Source organism: Flavobacterium aestivum (genome assembly GCF_026870175.2).
GTDB classification, from domain to species: domain Bacteria; phylum Bacteroidota; class Bacteroidia; order Flavobacteriales; family Flavobacteriaceae; genus Flavobacterium; species Flavobacterium aestivum.
The window spans coordinates 2,280,699-2,298,945 of sequence record NZ_CP113977.2 but is presented as its reverse complement, the minus strand read 5'-3'; the positions used below and the strand labels follow the sequence as shown (position 1 = coordinate 2,298,945).

The 18,247-nt window shown below is 32.8% G+C and carries 16 protein-coding genes; 13 read left to right on the top strand and 3 right to left on the bottom strand.

Annotation, left to right across the window (positions count from 1 at the left end; genetic code table 11):
* Positions 1-15 precede the first annotated feature (15 nt).
* The 3 genes from trmD to OZP08_RS09875 all read right to left on the bottom strand — a co-directional run bounded on the left by trmD (position 16) and on the right by OZP08_RS09875 (position 1,876).
* Positions 16-696: a tRNA (guanosine(37)-N1)-methyltransferase TrmD gene (trmD, locus tag OZP08_RS09885; RefSeq protein WP_281321747.1), complete on the bottom strand. Its 681-nt coding sequence runs from the start codon at positions 694-696 to the stop codon at positions 16-18.
* Positions 697-768: 72 nt separating this feature from the next.
* Positions 769-1,416 carry a DNA/RNA non-specific endonuclease gene (locus OZP08_RS09880; protein ID WP_268845932.1) on the bottom strand — a complete coding sequence of 216 codons (648 nt, stop codon included), beginning with the start codon at positions 1,414-1,416 and terminating at the stop codon, positions 769-771.
* 13 nt (positions 1,417-1,429) lie between these two features.
* A complete protein-coding gene (locus OZP08_RS09875) occupies positions 1,430-1,876 on the bottom strand; it encodes a DUF1569 domain-containing protein (protein WP_281321746.1) in 447 nt (148 codons plus the stop codon).
* Between the two features lie 181 nt (positions 1,877-2,057).
* On the opposite strand from OZP08_RS09875, the gene OZP08_RS09870 reads away from it, so the two are divergent.
* The 13 genes from OZP08_RS09870 to OZP08_RS09810 all read left to right on the top strand — a co-directional run bounded on the left by OZP08_RS09870 (position 2,058) and on the right by OZP08_RS09810 (position 18,010).
* Positions 2,058-4,184, top strand: a complete 2,127-nt coding sequence (locus OZP08_RS09870) for a M3 family metallopeptidase (protein ID WP_281321745.1) — start codon at positions 2,058-2,060, stop codon at positions 4,182-4,184.
* Positions 4,185-4,612: 428 nt separating this feature from the next.
* Entirely contained in the window at positions 4,613-5,098 is a 486-nt protein-coding gene (locus OZP08_RS09865) for a hypothetical protein (RefSeq protein WP_268845927.1), read from the top strand.
* An 80-nt stretch (positions 5,099-5,178) separates the two neighbouring features.
* Entirely contained in the window at positions 5,179-5,595 is a 417-nt protein-coding gene (locus tag OZP08_RS09860; RefSeq protein ID WP_268845926.1) for a VOC family protein, read from the top strand.
* Positions 5,596-5,803: 208 nt separating this feature from the next.
* Positions 5,804-6,610, top strand: coding sequence for a helix-turn-helix domain-containing protein (locus OZP08_RS09855; protein ID WP_281321744.1), 807 nt, complete (start codon positions 5,804-5,806; stop codon positions 6,608-6,610).
* 66 nt (positions 6,611-6,676) lie between these two features.
* Positions 6,677-8,191 carry a serine hydrolase domain-containing protein gene (locus tag OZP08_RS09850; RefSeq protein ID WP_281321743.1) on the top strand — a complete coding sequence of 505 codons (1,515 nt, stop codon included), beginning with the start codon at positions 6,677-6,679 and terminating at the stop codon, positions 8,189-8,191.
* Between the two features lie 192 nt (positions 8,192-8,383).
* Positions 8,384-9,280: a GNAT family N-acetyltransferase gene (locus tag OZP08_RS09845; protein WP_281323593.1), complete on the top strand. Its 897-nt coding sequence runs from the start codon at positions 8,384-8,386 to the stop codon at positions 9,278-9,280.
* Positions 9,281-9,387: 107 nt separating this feature from the next.
* The gene (locus OZP08_RS09840; protein ID WP_281323592.1) at positions 9,388-10,113 is read left to right on the top strand and encodes a GNAT family N-acetyltransferase; all 726 of its coding nucleotides are present in this window, start codon (positions 9,388-9,390) and stop codon (positions 10,111-10,113) included.
* Between the two features lie 109 nt (positions 10,114-10,222).
* Positions 10,223-10,801 carry a DJ-1/PfpI family protein gene (locus OZP08_RS09835; RefSeq protein WP_268845919.1) on the top strand — a complete coding sequence of 193 codons (579 nt, stop codon included), beginning with the start codon at positions 10,223-10,225 and terminating at the stop codon, positions 10,799-10,801.
* 221 nt (positions 10,802-11,022) lie between these two features.
* A complete protein-coding gene (locus tag OZP08_RS09830) occupies positions 11,023-12,180 on the top strand; it encodes an AraC family transcriptional regulator (RefSeq protein ID WP_268845918.1) in 1,158 nt (385 codons plus the stop codon).
* A gap of 252 nt (positions 12,181-12,432) precedes the next feature.
* Positions 12,433-14,814 carry a TonB-dependent receptor gene (locus OZP08_RS09825; protein ID WP_281323605.1) on the top strand — a complete coding sequence of 794 codons (2,382 nt, stop codon included), beginning with the start codon at positions 12,433-12,435 and terminating at the stop codon, positions 14,812-14,814.
* A 30-nt stretch (positions 14,815-14,844) separates the two neighbouring features.
* Positions 14,845-15,663: a DUF4249 family protein gene (locus OZP08_RS09820; RefSeq protein ID WP_281323591.1), complete on the top strand. Its 819-nt coding sequence runs from the start codon at positions 14,845-14,847 to the stop codon at positions 15,661-15,663.
* 219 nt (positions 15,664-15,882) lie between these two features.
* Complete coding sequence (locus OZP08_RS09815) at positions 15,883-16,545, top strand: thiamine diphosphokinase (RefSeq protein WP_268845916.1); 663 nt, start codon at positions 15,883-15,885, stop codon at positions 16,543-16,545.
* Positions 16,546-16,750: 205 nt separating this feature from the next.
* Positions 16,751-18,010: a retropepsin-like aspartic protease gene (locus tag OZP08_RS09810; RefSeq protein WP_268845915.1), complete on the top strand. Its 1,260-nt coding sequence runs from the start codon at positions 16,751-16,753 to the stop codon at positions 18,008-18,010.
* Positions 18,011-18,247: the final 237 nt, after the last annotated feature.

Sequence of the window (18,247 nt, the reverse complement as noted above, 5' to 3'; positions counted from 1 at the left end):
GAAAGCTGTAAACTTTTATGACTCTTCCAACAAATCTGGTCTTCTGTTCTTTGTATGTTCGTAAGCTGTATCTTCTCTCCATTTGTCTATTTTGGCAAAATGGCCGCTCAATAAAACATCAGGAACTTTCCATCCCTTATAATCTGCAGGACGTGTATAGATAGGTCCTGACAACAATCCGTCTTGAAAACTATCCGTCAAGGCCGACGTTTCATCGCTCAAAACACCAGGAATCAATCGAATTAATGCATCTGATAATACCAGCGCTCCTAATTCACCACCAGATAAAACATAATCTCCAATAGAGATTTCTTTAGTAATAAAATGATCGCGAACACGTTGATCTACTCCTTTATAATGACCACAAAGTATGATGATGTTTTCATACATAGACATAGTGTTGGCCATTTTTTGATTTAGAGTTTCCCCGTCCGGTGACATATATATGATTTCGTCGTAGCTTCTCTCACTTTTCAAATGAGTGATACAAGCATCAATTGGCTGTACCGTCATTACCATTCCGGCACCTCCACCAAAAGGATAATCATCTACACTCTTTTGTTTGTTTGTTGTATAATCTCTTAAATTATGAAAATGAACTTCTACAAGTCCTTTGTCTATGGCGCGTTTCATGATCGAAGCTTCAAAGGGACTTTTTAGTAAATCTGGCAATACGGTAATAATATCAATTCTCATTTTGTTTTTTTAAGAACGACAAAGGTACAAATTAAACACAGAATCTATAGTAGATTTCTAAATAGGGATAAGTTAGTAAAAACTCCATTCTTTGTAATTCAACTCTTTTTCTATTTTTTCGTCTATTTTTTCAGACAACTTCTGATTGAAATCAATTTGGGTAATTCGTTCTATTTCATCGATGGTGGTTGCAAAAGTATAAAGAGGCAAATCGGATTTTTTATTGGGTACCAAAAAAGGAATCATAACCAAACCGTTGTTTTGTACCCGAACCACAATTTTAAAAAAATAATCAGGAACCGACACTTCTTCCTCGCCAATAGTAACCAGATTATCATGTAAAATACTCCCGGTAACTATAAAAAGAGCTGTGTATTTATCAGCCCAATAGCGAATTTTCTGTTCCAATCTATTCCAAACACCAGCATTAAAAGCTCTATTCTGTGGGGCTACATTCGAGGTATAAAAAGTTTCATTATAAGCCTCCTCAGAAAATTTCATATCGGCAGCAGGAACCAAATGGCCTTTGTCAAATCCCGAGTCTTTGTAGTTTTTCCAATGTGCAGAATCAGTATCTACCAAAGGATCTTGCGAAAAATATGGTCTTGATAAACTATGTTGTTGCTTGCTGCCTCCAGTCAAATAATATGCAGCCCATTCCGCTTGCTCATGCTCTTCGGAATAGGACAGAAAAAAATACTTATGTCTTATGATTGCCATTGGCCAACATTATTTAAACTCCAAATTGCGTCAAGTGATGATTAATGTGTTTCCACATCAGTTTGTCCCAATCTTCGTAAGTCATTTTTCCCCAAAACGGATGATCCATTACTTTTATCACTTGGTGCCCTTGAGCAAACTGACTAAAATTATCTATCAATTCCTGTTTGGCACTTTCAAGATTATAATGGTCCTTGAATACAAACTCTTTAGCTGTTGGACTATTTTTCTTTAAGTCTCCCCCATTAAAAACTTTATCTTTTAACAATTTTCCCAAAAACCGCATCAGGAAATTTGATTTCACTTCTTGTTTATCAAATGCCACAAGAATAGTACTTGTACAATGTTTACACATTTGGTCAACTGCCATTTTTCCCCATAGCGCCTTGCTTTCAGGTGTAAGAGCATTGATTCGGTTTAATATTGCATCGTTATCGGCTTTGTTGTATATAGAACTCATAAATAGCTATTTATTTAAATGGTAAACAAATATAAAATATATTTTAAAAGAATTATTATGTTTTTAAACCTGATACGAAATACTTCCAAAAAGAACAATAATCTAGGATTTAATTGATATTTCGTTACACCATCTCTTTTTTTGACTATTTTTAGCCCCAAAAATTAAACATTAATTAATTATGCAAGTTTTCTCAAAAATATTCATTGCAGGTTCATTGATTTTAGTTGCTGCTTTGCAACCAGAAACAATACATGCACAAAACAGTTCTGTAAAAATGACAAATCCGTTATTGCAAAAAAGTACTTTACAGTATCAAGTACCAAATTTTAGTTTAATAAAAGACGAAAACTTTAAACCGGCTTTTGAGTATGGTTTAAAAATTCAAAATCAGGAAATTGATGCAATTGCCAATAATCCTGCAAAACCTACCTTTCAGAATACTGTTTTGGCATTAGAAATTTCCGGAGAAGATTTAAAAAGAGCGACTGGTATTTTTTATAACCTAACAGGTTCAAACACTAATCCAACCCTACAAGCTATAGAAGCAGAATATGCTCCGATATTTTCTGGACACAATGACAAAATTTATTTAAACAGCAAGCTGTACAATCGATTCAAAGCAATCGATTTGAATAAATTAAAAGGAGAAGACAAAAAGCTGACACAATTCTATTTGCAACAATTTGAATTAGCAGGTGCTAATTTATCGGAAGCAGATAAAGTTAAAATGAAGCAAATCAATGAAGAGTTAGCCAGTCTAAATACTCTTTTTAACAATAAACTATTATTAGCCAGAAAAAATGGTGCGGTTTTATTTGATAATGCTGCCGACTTAGACGGTTTGAGCGCTGCCGAAATTGAAGCTGCAAAACTAAAAGCTAAAGAAGCGGGTTACGAAAATAAATACCTAATAGGATTGTTGAATACTACCCAACAACCTTTGTTACCAAGCTTAAAAAACAGAGCTACAAGAGAAAAAATCTATAAATCTTCTTGGTTTAGAGCTGAAAAAAATGACGAAGGTGATACCCGAGAAATTTTAGAAAAAACAGCAAAATTGCGTTTGCAAAAAGCTAATTTGATGGGCAAGAAAAGTTTTGCAGAGTGGAAATTGCAAGATCAAATGGCACAAACACCAGCAGCTGCCATGGAATTGTTAGCCAAAATTGCCGCTCCAGCTGTAGCCAAAGCTAAAGTAGAAGCCAAAGAAATTCAAGATTTAATTGATGCTCAAAATGGTGGATTTAAACTTGAACCTTGGGATTGGAATTTTTATGCTGAGCAAGTACGTAAAGCAAAATACGACTTAGATGAAAGTCAAACTAAACCGTATTTTGAATTAAATAGCGTGTTAGAAAAAGGAGTGTTCTATGCGGCCAAACAAATGTATGGTATCAGCTTCAAAGAGCGAAAAGATTTGCCTGTATATAACTCTGACGTAAAAGTTTATGAAGTTTTTGACGACAAAGGCACTTCAATCGCTATCTACTATTTAGATTTTTACACTCGTGATAATAAAAACGGAGGAGCTTGGATGAATAATTTGGTAAGCCAATCGCATTACCTAAAACAAAAACCAGTAATCGTAAACGTTTACAATTTTTCTAAACCAGTAGCTGGAAACCCTTCTTTAATCAGTTTTGATGATGTAATTACCATGTTTCATGAATTTGGTCATACATTACACGGATTGTTCGCTAACCAGGAATATGTGTCGTTATCAGGAACCTCAGTACCGAGAGATTATGTAGAGTTCCCATCTCAAATCAATGAGCATGCGGCATTAGATCCAGTAATCTTAAAGAATTATGCTATTCATTACCAAACCAAACAACCAATACCACAAGAGTTAATCGAAAAAATCAAGAAAGCCGAAACCTTCAATAAAGGATATGATGTAACCGAAATTCTAGCTGCTGCAACACTAGATATGGCTTGGCACAGTGTTGAAAAAGAATCTGATTTTAAACCAACCTTGGTATTCGAAAAAGAAGCTTTAGAGAAATACGGATTATTGGTAAATGAAGTTCCTACTCGTTACCACTCACCATATTTTGCCCACATTTGGGGAGGTGATTACTGTGCTGGATATTATGCTTACACTTGGTCAAAAACATTAGACTACAATGCATTCGATTGGATGGAAGCTAATGGTGGTATGACTAGAGCAAACTGCGAGCGTTTCAAAAAATACATTTTATCTGTAGGGAACAGTGTAGATTTAAATAATGCTTTCAAAGAATTCATCGGTCATGACATGCGCACAGAGCCGTACCTAAAAAATGCAGGGCTATCTGCCCAATAATTTTTTAGAAAAATCTATATATCAAAATGACATCCGAAAGGGTGTCATTTTTTTTTGGAGCATTTTCCCGCTCTACGTTACAAGCTTACTCGCAGCTTTGTTTTTTTCTAAAACAAAAAAGGAGCTTGCGCTGGTCGCTCTTTTTTGCCCAGAAAAAATACAAATCTCCTTCGGAAGGCTTTCTACTGCGATCAGGGCTAGACTTTAGCAGAATCAATCCAAAATGCGCATGTCATTGCGAGGGAAGCAATCTCATATCGCATACCCATCATGATGATTCCTTAGCTTACTCAGTCTAGTGTGATTGCTTCGTTCCTCACAAAGACTTTTAATGTGTTCTATCTCACAATAGATTGACTCAGAACACTATAAAGATATTGTAAGGATTTTTTTGGTATATTAGCTAAATATAAAATGGAACACCAGATATGAGATACAAAGAAAATAAGGAAACTTATTCAAGATCATATTCTAATTATGAAGAGCAAACACGTAATCATAAAAACCATAAAATGAATGAAGTATCAATATTCCGCTTATATCTGCTGCGAGCAACTTATCTTCTTATATCAGTAGGACTTGGATTCACCATATGGCCGCAAATAATTCAGCACCCAACTCCTTGGCCACTCTGGCACGGAGTAGGCTGCAGCTTACTGGGTGCAGTCTCGATTTTGGCATTTTTAGGGATCCATAATCCGCTAAAAATGTTGCCTATACTTTTCTTTGAACTAATTTGGAAATCAATATGGCTAATTACTATTGCACTCCCATTGTGGTTAACTGGTCAAATGGACTCAGAAAATTTGGAAACAGCACAAAACTGTTTAATGGGAATTATTGTACCTCTTGTAATCCCTTGGCCGTATGTTTGGAAACACTATGTGGAGACAAGTCGCGACCGATGGAAATGAAACAACAATAAATATATCATTAATAACCCGATTATAACAGTTTTTGCAAACTATAATTCAATCACCCAAAAAACAACCACATGGAAGATCACAATGACAAAACTGATAGCACAACTCCAAAAGTGACAGGAATTGGCGGTATTTTCTTTTTCTCAGACAATCTGCAGGATACGAAAGATTGGTATACTAAAAATTTAGGAATTGAAATCAACGAATGGGGTTCATCGAGTTTTGAATCCAGAAACATTAACAAACCTGATGAAATAAACTCTCTTCAATGGTGTCCTTTCAAAAAAGGAGATGAATATTTTTCTCCATCCAAAAAAGAATTTATGATTAATTACCGAGTTCAAAACCTTGAAGAACTTGTAAAACAACTCAAAGAAAATGGAGTGACCATACTTGACAGTATTGCAACTTATGACTATGGAAAATTTATACATATTATGGATACCGATGGCAATAAGATAGAATTATGGGAACCTGTTGACAACTAAGACAACCACTAACATTTGAATTACCTATTTATAACATTTTGACAATTTTAGCGAACAAAATGATTAACAAAAAGCTCGATTCTCTAGCAGGAATTTTACTATATTTGAGCTTTAGTAAAATTACTTTTTAATCATAGTTTCGTTCAGTCAAAGTATTCTGCAATTGATTCCCTAGGCTACAAAACATTGACCCCTAATTATCCAAAAAATGGAATTATATTCAGAATATTATGTGAGCAAAAAATGTGAACGATTTGTAAATAAAATATGGTGCTTAGATAATAGTACTGGAGAGACGCCAATTGAAAACAAATTAATAGTCCCAAATGGTAGTTTCAACCTGGCAATTATAAGTGGTAAATCGGCAGAAGTACATACAAGTAAAAAAAAGTATGTATTAAATCAGGGAATTTATTTTTCCTCCCAAATGACCAATACCGTATTAATTAATATTGAACCGAAAACTAAAATTACAATAGTGCAATTTCATGCTTGGACCATATCGATGTTTCCAAAGTACGATTTAAGTAATTTTAGCAATGCTATAATTAAAATAAACCAAAGAGACCTCCCCTTCAAAGATATAATTGAGCCCAGTTTAGAGAATACTATTTCGCAATTGCTAGATTGTATAAACAATTATTTTGAAGAGTTATTTTCTTTAAACCCCAATAAAAATATAATCGAAAAAATATGTGAACTGATCCAGCTCCATAATGAAGAAATTAATGTTTCAGAAATTGGAGAAAAGTTGAATTCCTCCCAAAGAATATTGCAAATTAAATTTAAAAGTGCCACGGGACTTACCATCAAAAAATACATCAAAATTCTAAAGTTCAGAAAATCGGTAGACCAAATGACCCACTCTGCTCCAGAGGGATATAACCTAACCAATATAGCACTCAATAATAAATATTTTGATCAATCTCATTTTATAAAAGATTTTAAAGACCTCGCGAAAATAACTCCGAAAATGTTCAATCCTGATTCGTATTTTCTTTCAAAAAAAAGATAGATTTTCGCTTTTTTACAATTCTTTAAATAATGTTTGATCTAATATTGCAGAATCAATCAATCAAAAATGAATCAATCAAATCACTGCATTTTCCAACTAAAAGCAATTTTAATTGGGGTCTTACTTTTCTACATGCAAGCGGGACATTCTCAAGTAGAAAAGAATTCGGAATTATTCAAAACAATAATTTCAAAAGACAGTCTGCTTTTTAATGTAGGATTCAATACTTGTGATATCAGTCAATTTGAAAACTTATTGAGCGACAACTTTGAATTTTATCATGATAAGGACAGCATTTCAAACAAAAAACAGTTTCTTCACAATCTCCGAAATGGGTTATGCATTTCCCCTACGACTTATCAATCCAGAAGAGAATTGCTTCCAGAAAGCACAGAAATTTATCCACTCTATAAAAAAGACAAACTTTATGGAGCAATCCAAATTGGAGTTCACCAATTTTATGAAACGGTAAACAAACAAAAAGAAGTATTTGGCAGTTCTGCAAAATTCACTCATCTATGGCTTTTAGAAAATGGTGTTTGGAAACTAACAAAATCATTAAGTTACGACCATCAGGTTCAATTACTCGACACAACAAAATCATCGCTTTTTGATAATGATACCGAAATCGAAAAATGGCTTACCAAAAACAACATCCCTACTTTAGGAATTGGAGTCATTAACGATAACAAATTGCAACAGGTAAAAGTGTTTGGTGAATTAAAAAAAGGAGTCAGTGCACCTTACAACACGATATTCAATGTGGCTTCATTAACAAAACCAGTAACTGCTATAGTCACCTTAAAACTAGTAAGTTTAGGAAAATGGGATTTAGATGAACCTATTTATCATTATTGGATTGATCCAGATATTAGCAAAGATCCTAATCACAAAAAATTGACCACAAGACTTATTTTAAGTCATCAAACAGGCTTCTCGAATTGGAGAGGAAGTAGTAAAGACGGAAAACTGCATTTCCAATTTGAACCGGGAACTAAATATCAATACTCAGGTGAAGGATTAGAGTATTTACGAAAGGCATTAGAACATAAATTCCATAAAACACTTGATCAATTAGCTAATGAATTAATATTTATGCCTTTGCACATGCATGATACCGAATTCTTTTGGAGTAAAAAAACCGATGAAAGCAGATTTGCAATTGGTTATAATAACAAAGGAGTTGCTTATGACACATACAAAAATACCACAGCAAATGCAGCAGACGATCTACTAACAACTATTGAGGATTACGGTACATTTTTAGTAAGTGTTATGAATAGTGATGGGTTGTCTAAAAAGGTTTTTGATGACATGATGACCAATCAAGTAGAGACTAAAAACGGAAAACACTTTGGGTTGGGTTTTGAAATCTATGATTTAGGAAACGGAGAAATCGCTCTTTCACACAGCGGTGCAGACAATGGCGTTCAAACTATTTTTTTCCTTTTCCCAAAATCTAAAAAAGGGATTGTAATATTCACAAATGTAGACGATGGCTACAAAGTATATGAGAAATTGTTGACTCATTATTTTGGACAAAAGGGAAAAAAAATAATTGAAATAGAAACTAAAAATTAAAAAAATATTGCAAAATAACATAATTATATTTCCGTCTCCCGATATATTTGTCCCGATGTATTAAGCGATTTTTGGTATATTTAATTCCAGAAAAACAAAAATTAGTTTGGTTAGAGTTTTAGACGAACTGAAGTTAAGGGCAAGCTGAAGGACAGTACTACAAACAACTAACAGACTATAACCTCGCAAACAATGCAAAATACATACAGCACCCCCAGACTTTTACTAAATAAAATAGATTTAAATGACGCTGAATTTATTTCGGAACTAGTAAACACCAATGAATGGATAAAGTATATCGGGGATAGAAATATTAAAAGCATAACTGAAGCAAAGGAATATATCCAAAAAATAATTAGCGACCCAAATACTAATTATTGGATTGTAAGAATTCAAGGCCAACAAACACCAATTGGTATTATCACTTTTATGAAACGTGATTATTTAGACCATTATGATATAGGTTTTGCTTTTCTTTCAAATTACACCAAAAAAGGATATGCTCAAGAAGCTTCAATTGCAATATTAAATGATGCTATAAAGAATTCCAGCCACAAATATATTCTTGCAACAACGATAAAAGAGAATACAAATTCTATCCAACTTCTGGAGAAATTAGGTCTGCGATTTTACAAAGAAATCCAAAATAAAAACCGGTTACTACAAGTCTATTCTGTCTCTGTAGACAAATTACTTATTGACCAGTTAACCGAATCTTTTTTTAATATTTTCACGAATAGCGACCAACAGAAACCAAACTGGAATACTATTCATACCATTTGCCTACCTGAAACTATAATAATAAAGAAGAATGCCAACAATGAAGAGGTTTACAATCTAAACACCTTTATTGAGCCAAGAAAAAAAATACTCTCAGATGGAACACTTACTGAGTTTATGGAATATGAAACCTCCGAAGAAACCAAGATAGTTGGCAATATTGCTCAGCGATTTTCCAGATTTGAAAAGAAAGGACAACTTAACGGAACTTCATTTATAGGTAATGGTAATAAATTATTTCAGTTTGTCAAGACAAGCACTGGGTGGAAAATAAGTTCCGTTATTTGGGAAGACGATAGCCTAGAATAATAAAATGAATATCTAAAACTATCAAAAAACAAAAGTTATAAAGTCGTTAGCAACCACTATAAAAGAGCGCATTGTAAAGAATAAATAAACGAATTGAACCAAAAAAGATGAATGATAAAATAACAAATAACCTATTCGAATTCTGGAGTTACATCGGGCAACAAAACAATATTTATACGCATTCTCCCAATTACAAAGCGGTTTCTGTCTCTGGTTCTGATTGGCCAAAAAGAATTTATTCTATCGAGGATAAAATAGAAAGCTATAATGAAGTAATACGCCTAAGTAACCTGGACTTGTTACCCAGTATTATCACTCTTGATAAAAATAAAGCACAAGCCATACATGACAAAACCCAATTGCTTTTCACACAGACAAACATGTCATTGGACTTAAAAAATTACACGAATGTAAATGCAAAAAATCCAAATATCCATCAAATAGAAACCAAAGCTGAAGCCTTAGAATTTGCAACAATTGCTTCACAATCATTTGGCTACAAAGTTGATGGTGAAATCATTTATAACATTTGCAAAGACAGCTCTCGTGTTAAAAATTTTATCTACAAAGAAAAAGGAAAAGCCTATGGCTGCGGAATTGTATATTTTGACACGGATAACAATGCCGGTTTTCATATGATTGGCACTATTCCTGACGGACGAGGCAAAGGAATAGGAAAAAGCATAACAGAAAGATTAATCGATGAAGCAATCATTAACAATAGTAATCATTGTGTTCTCAATGCTTCTAAAATGGGAGAACCCATATACGAAAGACTTGGATTTGTAAGTTCAGGGACATTAGAAAATCGCATAATACTAAAAATAGAATAACGATTGCATAAAACCGACCAATCATTTCTAGATTAGAAAAAAATCATTTCGCACACAATAGAAATTTATTGATAACCATATAACAACTATAAAAACAAACAATTGCAATATGAAAAAAGCAGTAATTGTAGCATTCGACGAATTCACAGATATAGACATCTATTTAGCATGGGACTTGCTTAATCGGGTTAAATTTCGTGACAAACAATTTCAAGTAAAAATCGTTGGAACAGAAGCATCACATAAATCTATATGTGGTCTTGACTTAACGACTCATGGACTTATTGAAGAATGCAATGATGCAGACTTTGTATTTTTTGGAAGTGGACCCGGAACAAGAAAAATAATTAAGGACAACACTTATCTTGACCGTTTTAAACTAAATCCGGACAAACAAATAATTTGCTCAATGTGTTCCGGAGCCTTAATTATTGCCGCTTTAGGACACTTAAAAGGTCTTTCTGCAACAACTTATCCAACTGCATTCGAAGCTTTAAAAAATTATGGTGTCACCGTAATTGAAGACAGTCATTTAGTTACTCACGGTAACATTGGTACTGCAGCAGGTTGTTTGGCAGCAGTTGACTTAATTGGCTGGGCAATTGAAAAACTGTATGACAGCAAAGTTAGTCAAGATGTTATAGCCTCTGTATTACCAATTGGGCAAGGGCAAAATTGTATTTATTAATCAATACATTAAAGCCTACAGATAGTAATCTGCTATATAAAAAACTAAGAAGAAGCAGTGCATAAAAGTGATGACTCCAAGATAAACATAAGCTAGTTTTAATTGAAAAACATCCGCCATAAATGGATGTTTTTTTTTACAAAACATATAATATTATCGGTATTTATAAGTTATATCTTCTCAATTTTATTATGAAAACTCTTTATTTTTTTTCTCAGTATATGAATCATTTTATAGAAATATTAATCACAGGCTCAACACTTTTATTGACCTTTTTAATTTTTGGGAATCCAAATAACGTAAATATAAAAGCCAATAGATGGTTTGGTTTTTTTATTTTAAGCATTTTTTTAATCACACTGGACTTCACGTTAAAAATTGTAGACTTAGAAATCAAAAACACATTTGCATCACAAATCCTAAATTTCCCGAGCTTCGTCTTGGCTCCTATCTTTTATCTAAGTGTATGTCATTTCATAAATCCGGACAGAAAGTGGAGAAAAAGAGATTTTTTACATTTTAGCTTCGGAATCGTCTCATTAATTATTTTGATTACCGTGGTTTGTAATGTAGTTTATTTTCCTGATTATAAATTCATTTATTTCTCTCCTTTTTTAGCAACACTTTTTGTTGTATTGTTTGCCATTCAATTAATTGCTTACGGTATACTTTCATACAGAATACTGAATAAGCATCAAAAAAACATTAGGTTATTTAGTTCTAATATAGAGAACATCGACCTAAAATGGTTGGAACATATTGTAATAGGAATTGTTTTCTTACTTCTATTTTGGGCTTTAGATATCCTATTGGGTTTATCAACAAAAAGTTTTTCATACATAAACGTTTTGCTTTTTTTCGGAATCCACTTTATTGCTTATCATTCGTTAAGCCAAAAAGAAGTATTTCCTTTTACCCCTATTCAAAAACACGAAATCATTGAACTAATCGAAGAAACAAAATCAGAAAGCAACACTAAGAAAAAATTAATAACGGATGAGAAACTAGAAGAACTAAAAATCGATTTACTTATACTAATGCAGGTTGAAAAGCCATTTTTAGATTGTGAACTAAGTTTAATAAAATTGGCTTCACAACTAAACACTTCACCACACATACTTTCCTATACCATCAATACTGGTTTTAATGAAAATTTTTATCAGTTCATTAATCGGTATCGAATTGAAGAAGCAAAAAAACTTTTGGTTGATTCCAATATGAATCATTTCAATTTAGTGGGAATTGGTTTTGAAGTTGGGTTTAATTCCAAAACAGTTTTCAATACCACTTTCAAGAAAATAACCAATATAACCCCATCCGAATTCAAAAAACAGCAACTAACTATCAATCAAAACACTAAAATGCATTCGGATTCATAAACTCGAACTTATCACATTAAAATAAGTATAAAATTTGCAAACTAAAATTAAAAAAAACATTCTATGATACCAAAAACAATCCCCTAAGACAATCGAATTGGTTAACTACAAAAGACCAAATTGTAGTACGTAATTCAATACTTCATCATCAAAAATCATCATCAAAAAACGATCAAGTAATAACATAAGTTTAACACTCATCATCATTCATTCTAAAAACAAATCAATTTATTTTGCATGAAAATTCAAACAATGACTTCAAGAAAAATAATACTTTTATTTGTACTCTTGCTCTCAACAGTACATTCGTTCTCCCAAGAAAAATTTACGCTCAGCGGAACCATTTCAGATGCTAACAATAATGAAACCTTAATTGGTGTAAATGTTTTAATCCCCCAATTAAAAACAAGCGCCATCACAAATGAATATGGGTTTTATTCTATCACACTTCCAAAAGGAAGTTACACAATTCAAATTACGTCTGTTGGATTTCAAACTATTGAAGAAACAATAGATTTAAATCAAAATACCAAAAAGAATTTTAAACTTTCCAGTGCCGAAAATGTCTTGCAGGAAATTGTTATAAAAGGCAATGACAGTAAAAACGAAAACAGAAAACCAGAAATGAGTGTCAACAAACTATCTGTTGCCACCATAAAAAAGATGCCGGTTGTACTGGGTGAAGTAGATATTATCAAATCAATACTATTACTTCCCGGAGTTACCAATGCTGGTGAAGCAGCCTCAGGATTTAATGTTCGTGGAGGTGCTGCCGATCAGAATTTAATCTTAATGGATGAAGCATCAATTTTTAGTTCATCACACGTTTTTGGGTTCTTTTCGATATTCAACCCAGATGCCGTAAAAGATTTAAAACTTTACAAAGGAGGAATACCTGCCAGATATGGAGGAAGAGCTTCATCTGTTTTAGATATTTATCAAAAAGACGGAAACAGCAATAAATTTCATATGAGCGGAGGAATTGGTTTAATCACCAGCCGTCTTCTTGCCGAAGGTCCAATCGTAAAAGACAAAGGATCCTTCCTTATTGCCGGTCGTGCATCTTATGCCCATTTATTCATGAAATTATCCGAAGAACAAAAAGACAACTCTGCTTATTTTTATGACCTTAATACAAAATTAAGCTATAAACTGAATGCCAGTAATAGTCTATACATGTCTGGTTATTTTGGTAGAGACGTTTTTGAGTTAAATAAAAGTTTTACCAATATTTACGGAAACACCACTTTTAATACCCGATGGAATCATTTATTCTCAGACAAATTATTCTCAAACTTATCATTGATCTATAGTGATTACTATTACGGTTTAGATCTTGATTTTGTTGGATTTGAATGGAAATCAGGTATCAAAAACTTCAATATCAAATACGATTTAAGAAGTTATATCTCAGATAAATTAAAGCTGAATTATGGTATAAATGGTTTATATTATGATTTTAATCCCGGAACCATCAAGCCTTCTTCTGAAAGCTCAGGTATAAATTACGAACAACTAGAGAAAAAATATGCTTTCGAGCCTGCTATTTACATCAATGCTGAGCAAAAGGTTTCTGAAAAGATTAATGTCAATTACGGATTACGTTATAGCTTATTTTACAATATTGGTGAATCAACAGTAAATTTGTATGAGGATAACAATCCCGTACTGTTCAATTCCCAATTTCAAATCTATGAAAAAGCGACTCCAATTGGTACAAAATATTACGGTAAGAATGACGTCATTAAGAGCTTTAATTACTTAGAACCTCGTTTAAGTGTAGATTACCAACTCAACGATGATAATTCATTTCAAGTGAGTTACAACAGAATGGTACAATATTTACAATTGCTATCTAATACTTCCTCTCCTACTCCACTGGATATTTGGACCCCAAGCGGAACTTATATAAAACCACAAATTGCTGACCAAGTTGCAGTAGGCTATTTTAGAAAAATCAAAGAAGGAGCTTATTCTGCAGAGGTTAGTACTTTTTACAAAGAAGTTCAAAACCGATTGGATTATATAGATGGAGCCAACCTAGTTGCCAACAAAGCCATTGAACAAGTAATCTTAAACGGGCAAATGCGATCGTATGGTTTAGAATTTATGTTCAAAAAGAATGAAGGAAACCTAACAGGATGGATTTCCTATACCCTATCAAAATCAGAACAACAAACACCGGGAAGAACACCTCAGGAAACAGGGATAAACAACGGACAATGGTACAGTACAGTTTATGATAAAACAAACAACTTGGCAGTAACTGGATCGTATTATTTAAACCCAAAATGGACTTTTGGCGCCAACTTTATTTACCAAACCGGACAACCTACAACATATCCGAATGGTCAATACCGCTACCTTGATCTGACCATTCCTATTTACGGATTGAGAAACGAAAACAGACTACCATCGTTCAACCATTTGGATATTGCAGCAACATTAACGCCAAAACACAATAGCAACAAAAGCTGGAGAAGCGAATGGGTATTTAGTATTTATAATTTGTACAACCGAAAAAATGCGGCCTCTGTAAGCTTTAGAGAGAATACCGATACTGGTGCAAACGAAGCCGTAAAAACATCAATTTTTGGAATTGTACCAGCTGTAAGTTATAATTTTAAATTTTAAAAAAACACTCATTTATAAAACATAGAAAAAATGAAAAAACTAATTATATTAATCTTAATTGTTAGCTCTTTTGTATTTACAAGTTGCGAAGAAGTGATTAAGGTAGATACTGATACCGCTCCTCCTCGATTAGCAGTTGAAGCAGCAATAAACTGGCAAAAAGGAAGTCAAGGAAATATACAAACCATAAAATTAACCTCAACGGTGAATTTTTTTGATCCTAAAATACCAGCAGTTTCAGGAGCTGTTGTTTATATCAAAAATAGTTCTAATACTGTTTTTAATTTTATAGAAACACCAAATACAGGAATCTACACCTGTTCAAACTTTGTACCGGTTATAAACGAAACTTATACCTTGACCATTATCTCAAATGGACAAACCTACACCGCTACCGAAACTATGCGCTCTGTGGCACCAATTACAAAATTAGTTCAAAATGACAACGGCGGATTTACAGGTAAGGACATCGATGTAAAAGCATATTATAATGATCCTGCCGATGAGGAAAACTTTTACTTATATCGTTATGACTATAAGAACTTAAAAAAAGTTGATTATTATGCTGATGAAGACACTTATTTTAATGGAAATGAATTTTTTAGTCTCACACAAAATGACTCATTAGTAGTGGGAGATAAAATTGACATTACCCATATAGGAATTTCAAAAAGTTATTATAATTATATGAATATTATTATCGGTTTGGCTAGACAAAGTGGTGGACCGTTTCAAACCACTCCTTCAACAGCCAAAGGGAACATAATCAACCAAACCAAGCCTGAAAATTATCCTTTGGGTTATTTCTCTGTCAGCGAAATAGACGCTAAACAATATACTATTCAATAAAAATCTAATCCTACTTCCTATTACATGCCCTCATTCTAAAAGTGTTTTTTTTAGAGTGAGGGTTCTTTTATTGCAATCAAGGGTATTGGCAGAAGATTAACAAATTTAGATTTTAGATTTTTCATACATTTACAGCAAATATAGCAACCTTGCTATAAGGCTAATTAAGAAAACTAACAGATTTTTTTCAATTCAAAAAATCAAAAACTTAAAATAAACATGTCCTCACACCATATTGTTCGCGACGATCAAGAGCCAGCTTTAATAATTGCAAACGGGGCAGCTTGTCATCCTGAATTACTGGGACAGTTACTAGAATGGTCACCACTGGTAATTGTGCTAGACTCGGCAATAGAACGTGTTATGGAACTAGGCATAAAAGTAGATGTTTTATTAGGTGATTTTGACCGTGGTTTTGATCCCGAATATTACAAAGAAAAACAGTTTCCGCTGGAAATTGTACACACTCCCGATCAAGTCAAAACCGATTTGGAAAAAGCTTTTGATTATTTAATAGAAAGAAAAATACCTGCTGTAAACGTAGTTTGGGCCACAGGTAAAAGAGCTGATCATACCATTACCAACCTTACGAATATTGTGCGCTATCGAAATTTGATAAAGATTGTTATACTCGATGACCACTCTAAAATATTTTTGCTTCCCAACACATTCGAAAAATGGTATACCGCAGGCACTCCTATTTCGTTAATCCCAATTGGGGTTGTAAATGGTATTTATTCTAAAAACCTGGTCTATCCTTTAGAAAATGACACCCTTACTATGGGCTACAGAACCGGAAGCAGCAATGCAGTTGCCCATGACGGAATCGTTACCATCAACCATACCGATGGCGATTTGCTGTTAATGGAATGCTTTGATTAAAATAATTTTAGATTGCAAATTTTATATTTTTGACTCAAACACAAAACAACAAAAATCAATTTCCCAATAAGTTCAAAAGCTAAAAAAGTTCTTTTCATAATCAGTAAAAAAAAGCTATATATTTGAATACAAATAAAGTATGATACTTATTATCACTTTATAAAAGTTAGCAGTAATTAAATAGAAACTCAACACTTTTAATAAAATGAATATTAAAAATAAACTTCTATTTTGTCTTTTATTTGCAGGGCAAGCCATATTTGGACAAATATACCCAGGCAATGACTTAAAACAATTAAGCAAACAGCATCAGTTTGCTAAAATGGACAGCCTAAACAATACTGTAAAAAGTAAAGACTATTACTTTTATAAAGGATTATATGCCAATGTTTGCAATAATCCTAAGTTATCAAACCAATATTTAGACAGCTTAAAAAACAATCCAATTGTCAATACTTATGAATTTACAAAGTTGAAGAATGACAACTATATTAAGCTATTTAATTATGAATTGGCATACACCACATCAAAAACTTTAACCACCAAATTTCAAAAATATTTTACAAAAGAGGAATTGACTGATGAGATAAATGCCCAACGCATTTGGCAAACTCTGAGAGGCAAACCGGCACAGTCCATCGAAAAATTTTCAACAATTACACTTCCTACAATAAAAGATAAAGCTGATTTAATCACTACGAGTGTTAGCACAACTGAAACTGAAACAAATTTTGTTTTTGACACCGGTGCAGGTATAAGTTGCATAACAGAAAGTATGGCTAAAAAAATGGGAGTTATTATTCTGCCAGACAACAATATTTTAGTTGAGAGTTTTACAGGACAAAAAAATAAAGTACTTATAGGTATAGCACCCGAAATTAATTTAGGAGAATTAAAAATTCATAATGCAATATTTTTAGTATATCCAGATTCAGCATTTACATTTGCTAATGGAGCATATGTTATCAATGGAATTATAGGATTTCCAATAGCAAAAGAATTAGGGACAATCACAATTGAAAAAGATAAATTTACATTTTCGAAAAGTTTAGAAATAGACAAAAACGAAAAAAACTTGTTTGTAGACCAGCTTAGAGCCATAGTAATGCTAACGTACAAAGGCAAAACTTTGCCATTCAATTTTGATAGCGGAGCAAAAATAAGTCTATTTAATAAGGCATTTTACGACACATTCAAATCTGATCTTGACCTTATTGGAAATCTGGAAACAAATAAATCTTCGGGTGCTGGTGGCGAAATAGTTTCTACAGAAGTATTAGCCCTTAAAGAACAAGAAATATTTCTTGGAAAAAATGCAATACCAATGCCAAAAATGGAGATTGACAAAAATGACTATGGCGTATACGGCAAAGTAAATTTTGGGAATATAGGACAAGATGTAATAGGTCAATTTAAAAAAGTAGTAATCAGTTTTGAACATAGCTATTTGAAATTAGAAAATTGATTACCGCTAACAGGAATAACGGTTGCGTTACTCCTCAAAAAAGTAAACTGAAAAAAAAAATTGCAAAATACAACCTCATTTTTCCTGATAAAAAAGGGATTAAATGAGGTTTATTATTTCTATAATCAACTGTTATACTGAAACTTAATCAACTATCTTTACATAACTTTCACCAAAGACAGGCACAATTATTTAGAAAGTAGCGGAACACAATCGCTAAACTACGCTGGTAACGAT

Excerpts from the sequence above, each read along its gene's own strand:
- trmD (WP_281321747.1), bottom strand. The coding sequence starts at position 696 with ATGAGAATTGATATTATTACCGTATTGCCAGATTTACTAAAAAGTCCC.
- OZP08_RS09880 (WP_268845932.1), bottom strand. The coding sequence starts at position 1,416 with ATGGCAATCATAAGACATAAGTATTTTTTTCTGTCCTATTCCGAAGAG.
- OZP08_RS09875 (WP_281321746.1), bottom strand. The coding sequence starts at position 1,876 with ATGAGTTCTATATACAACAAAGCCGATAACGATGCAATATTAAACCGA.
- OZP08_RS09870 (WP_281321745.1), top strand. The coding sequence starts at position 2,058 with ATGCAAGTTTTCTCAAAAATATTCATTGCAGGTTCATTGATTTTAGTT.
- OZP08_RS09865 (WP_268845927.1), top strand. The coding sequence starts at position 4,613 with ATGAGATACAAAGAAAATAAGGAAACTTATTCAAGATCATATTCTAAT.
- OZP08_RS09860 (WP_268845926.1), top strand. The coding sequence starts at position 5,179 with ATGGAAGATCACAATGACAAAACTGATAGCACAACTCCAAAAGTGACA.
- OZP08_RS09855 (WP_281321744.1), top strand. The coding sequence starts at position 5,804 with ATGGAATTATATTCAGAATATTATGTGAGCAAAAAATGTGAACGATTT.
- OZP08_RS09850 (WP_281321743.1), top strand. The coding sequence starts at position 6,677 with ATGAATCAATCAAATCACTGCATTTTCCAACTAAAAGCAATTTTAATT.
- OZP08_RS09845 (WP_281323593.1), top strand. The coding sequence starts at position 8,384 with ATGCAAAATACATACAGCACCCCCAGACTTTTACTAAATAAAATAGAT.
- OZP08_RS09840 (WP_281323592.1), top strand. The coding sequence starts at position 9,388 with ATGAATGATAAAATAACAAATAACCTATTCGAATTCTGGAGTTACATC.
- OZP08_RS09835 (WP_268845919.1), top strand. The coding sequence starts at position 10,223 with ATGAAAAAAGCAGTAATTGTAGCATTCGACGAATTCACAGATATAGAC.
- OZP08_RS09830 (WP_268845918.1), top strand. The coding sequence starts at position 11,023 with ATGAATCATTTTATAGAAATATTAATCACAGGCTCAACACTTTTATTG.
- OZP08_RS09825 (WP_281323605.1), top strand. The coding sequence starts at position 12,433 with ATGACTTCAAGAAAAATAATACTTTTATTTGTACTCTTGCTCTCAACA.
- OZP08_RS09820 (WP_281323591.1), top strand. The coding sequence starts at position 14,845 with ATGAAAAAACTAATTATATTAATCTTAATTGTTAGCTCTTTTGTATTT.
- OZP08_RS09815 (WP_268845916.1), top strand. The coding sequence starts at position 15,883 with ATGTCCTCACACCATATTGTTCGCGACGATCAAGAGCCAGCTTTAATA.
- OZP08_RS09810 (WP_268845915.1), top strand. The coding sequence starts at position 16,751 with ATGAATATTAAAAATAAACTTCTATTTTGTCTTTTATTTGCAGGGCAA.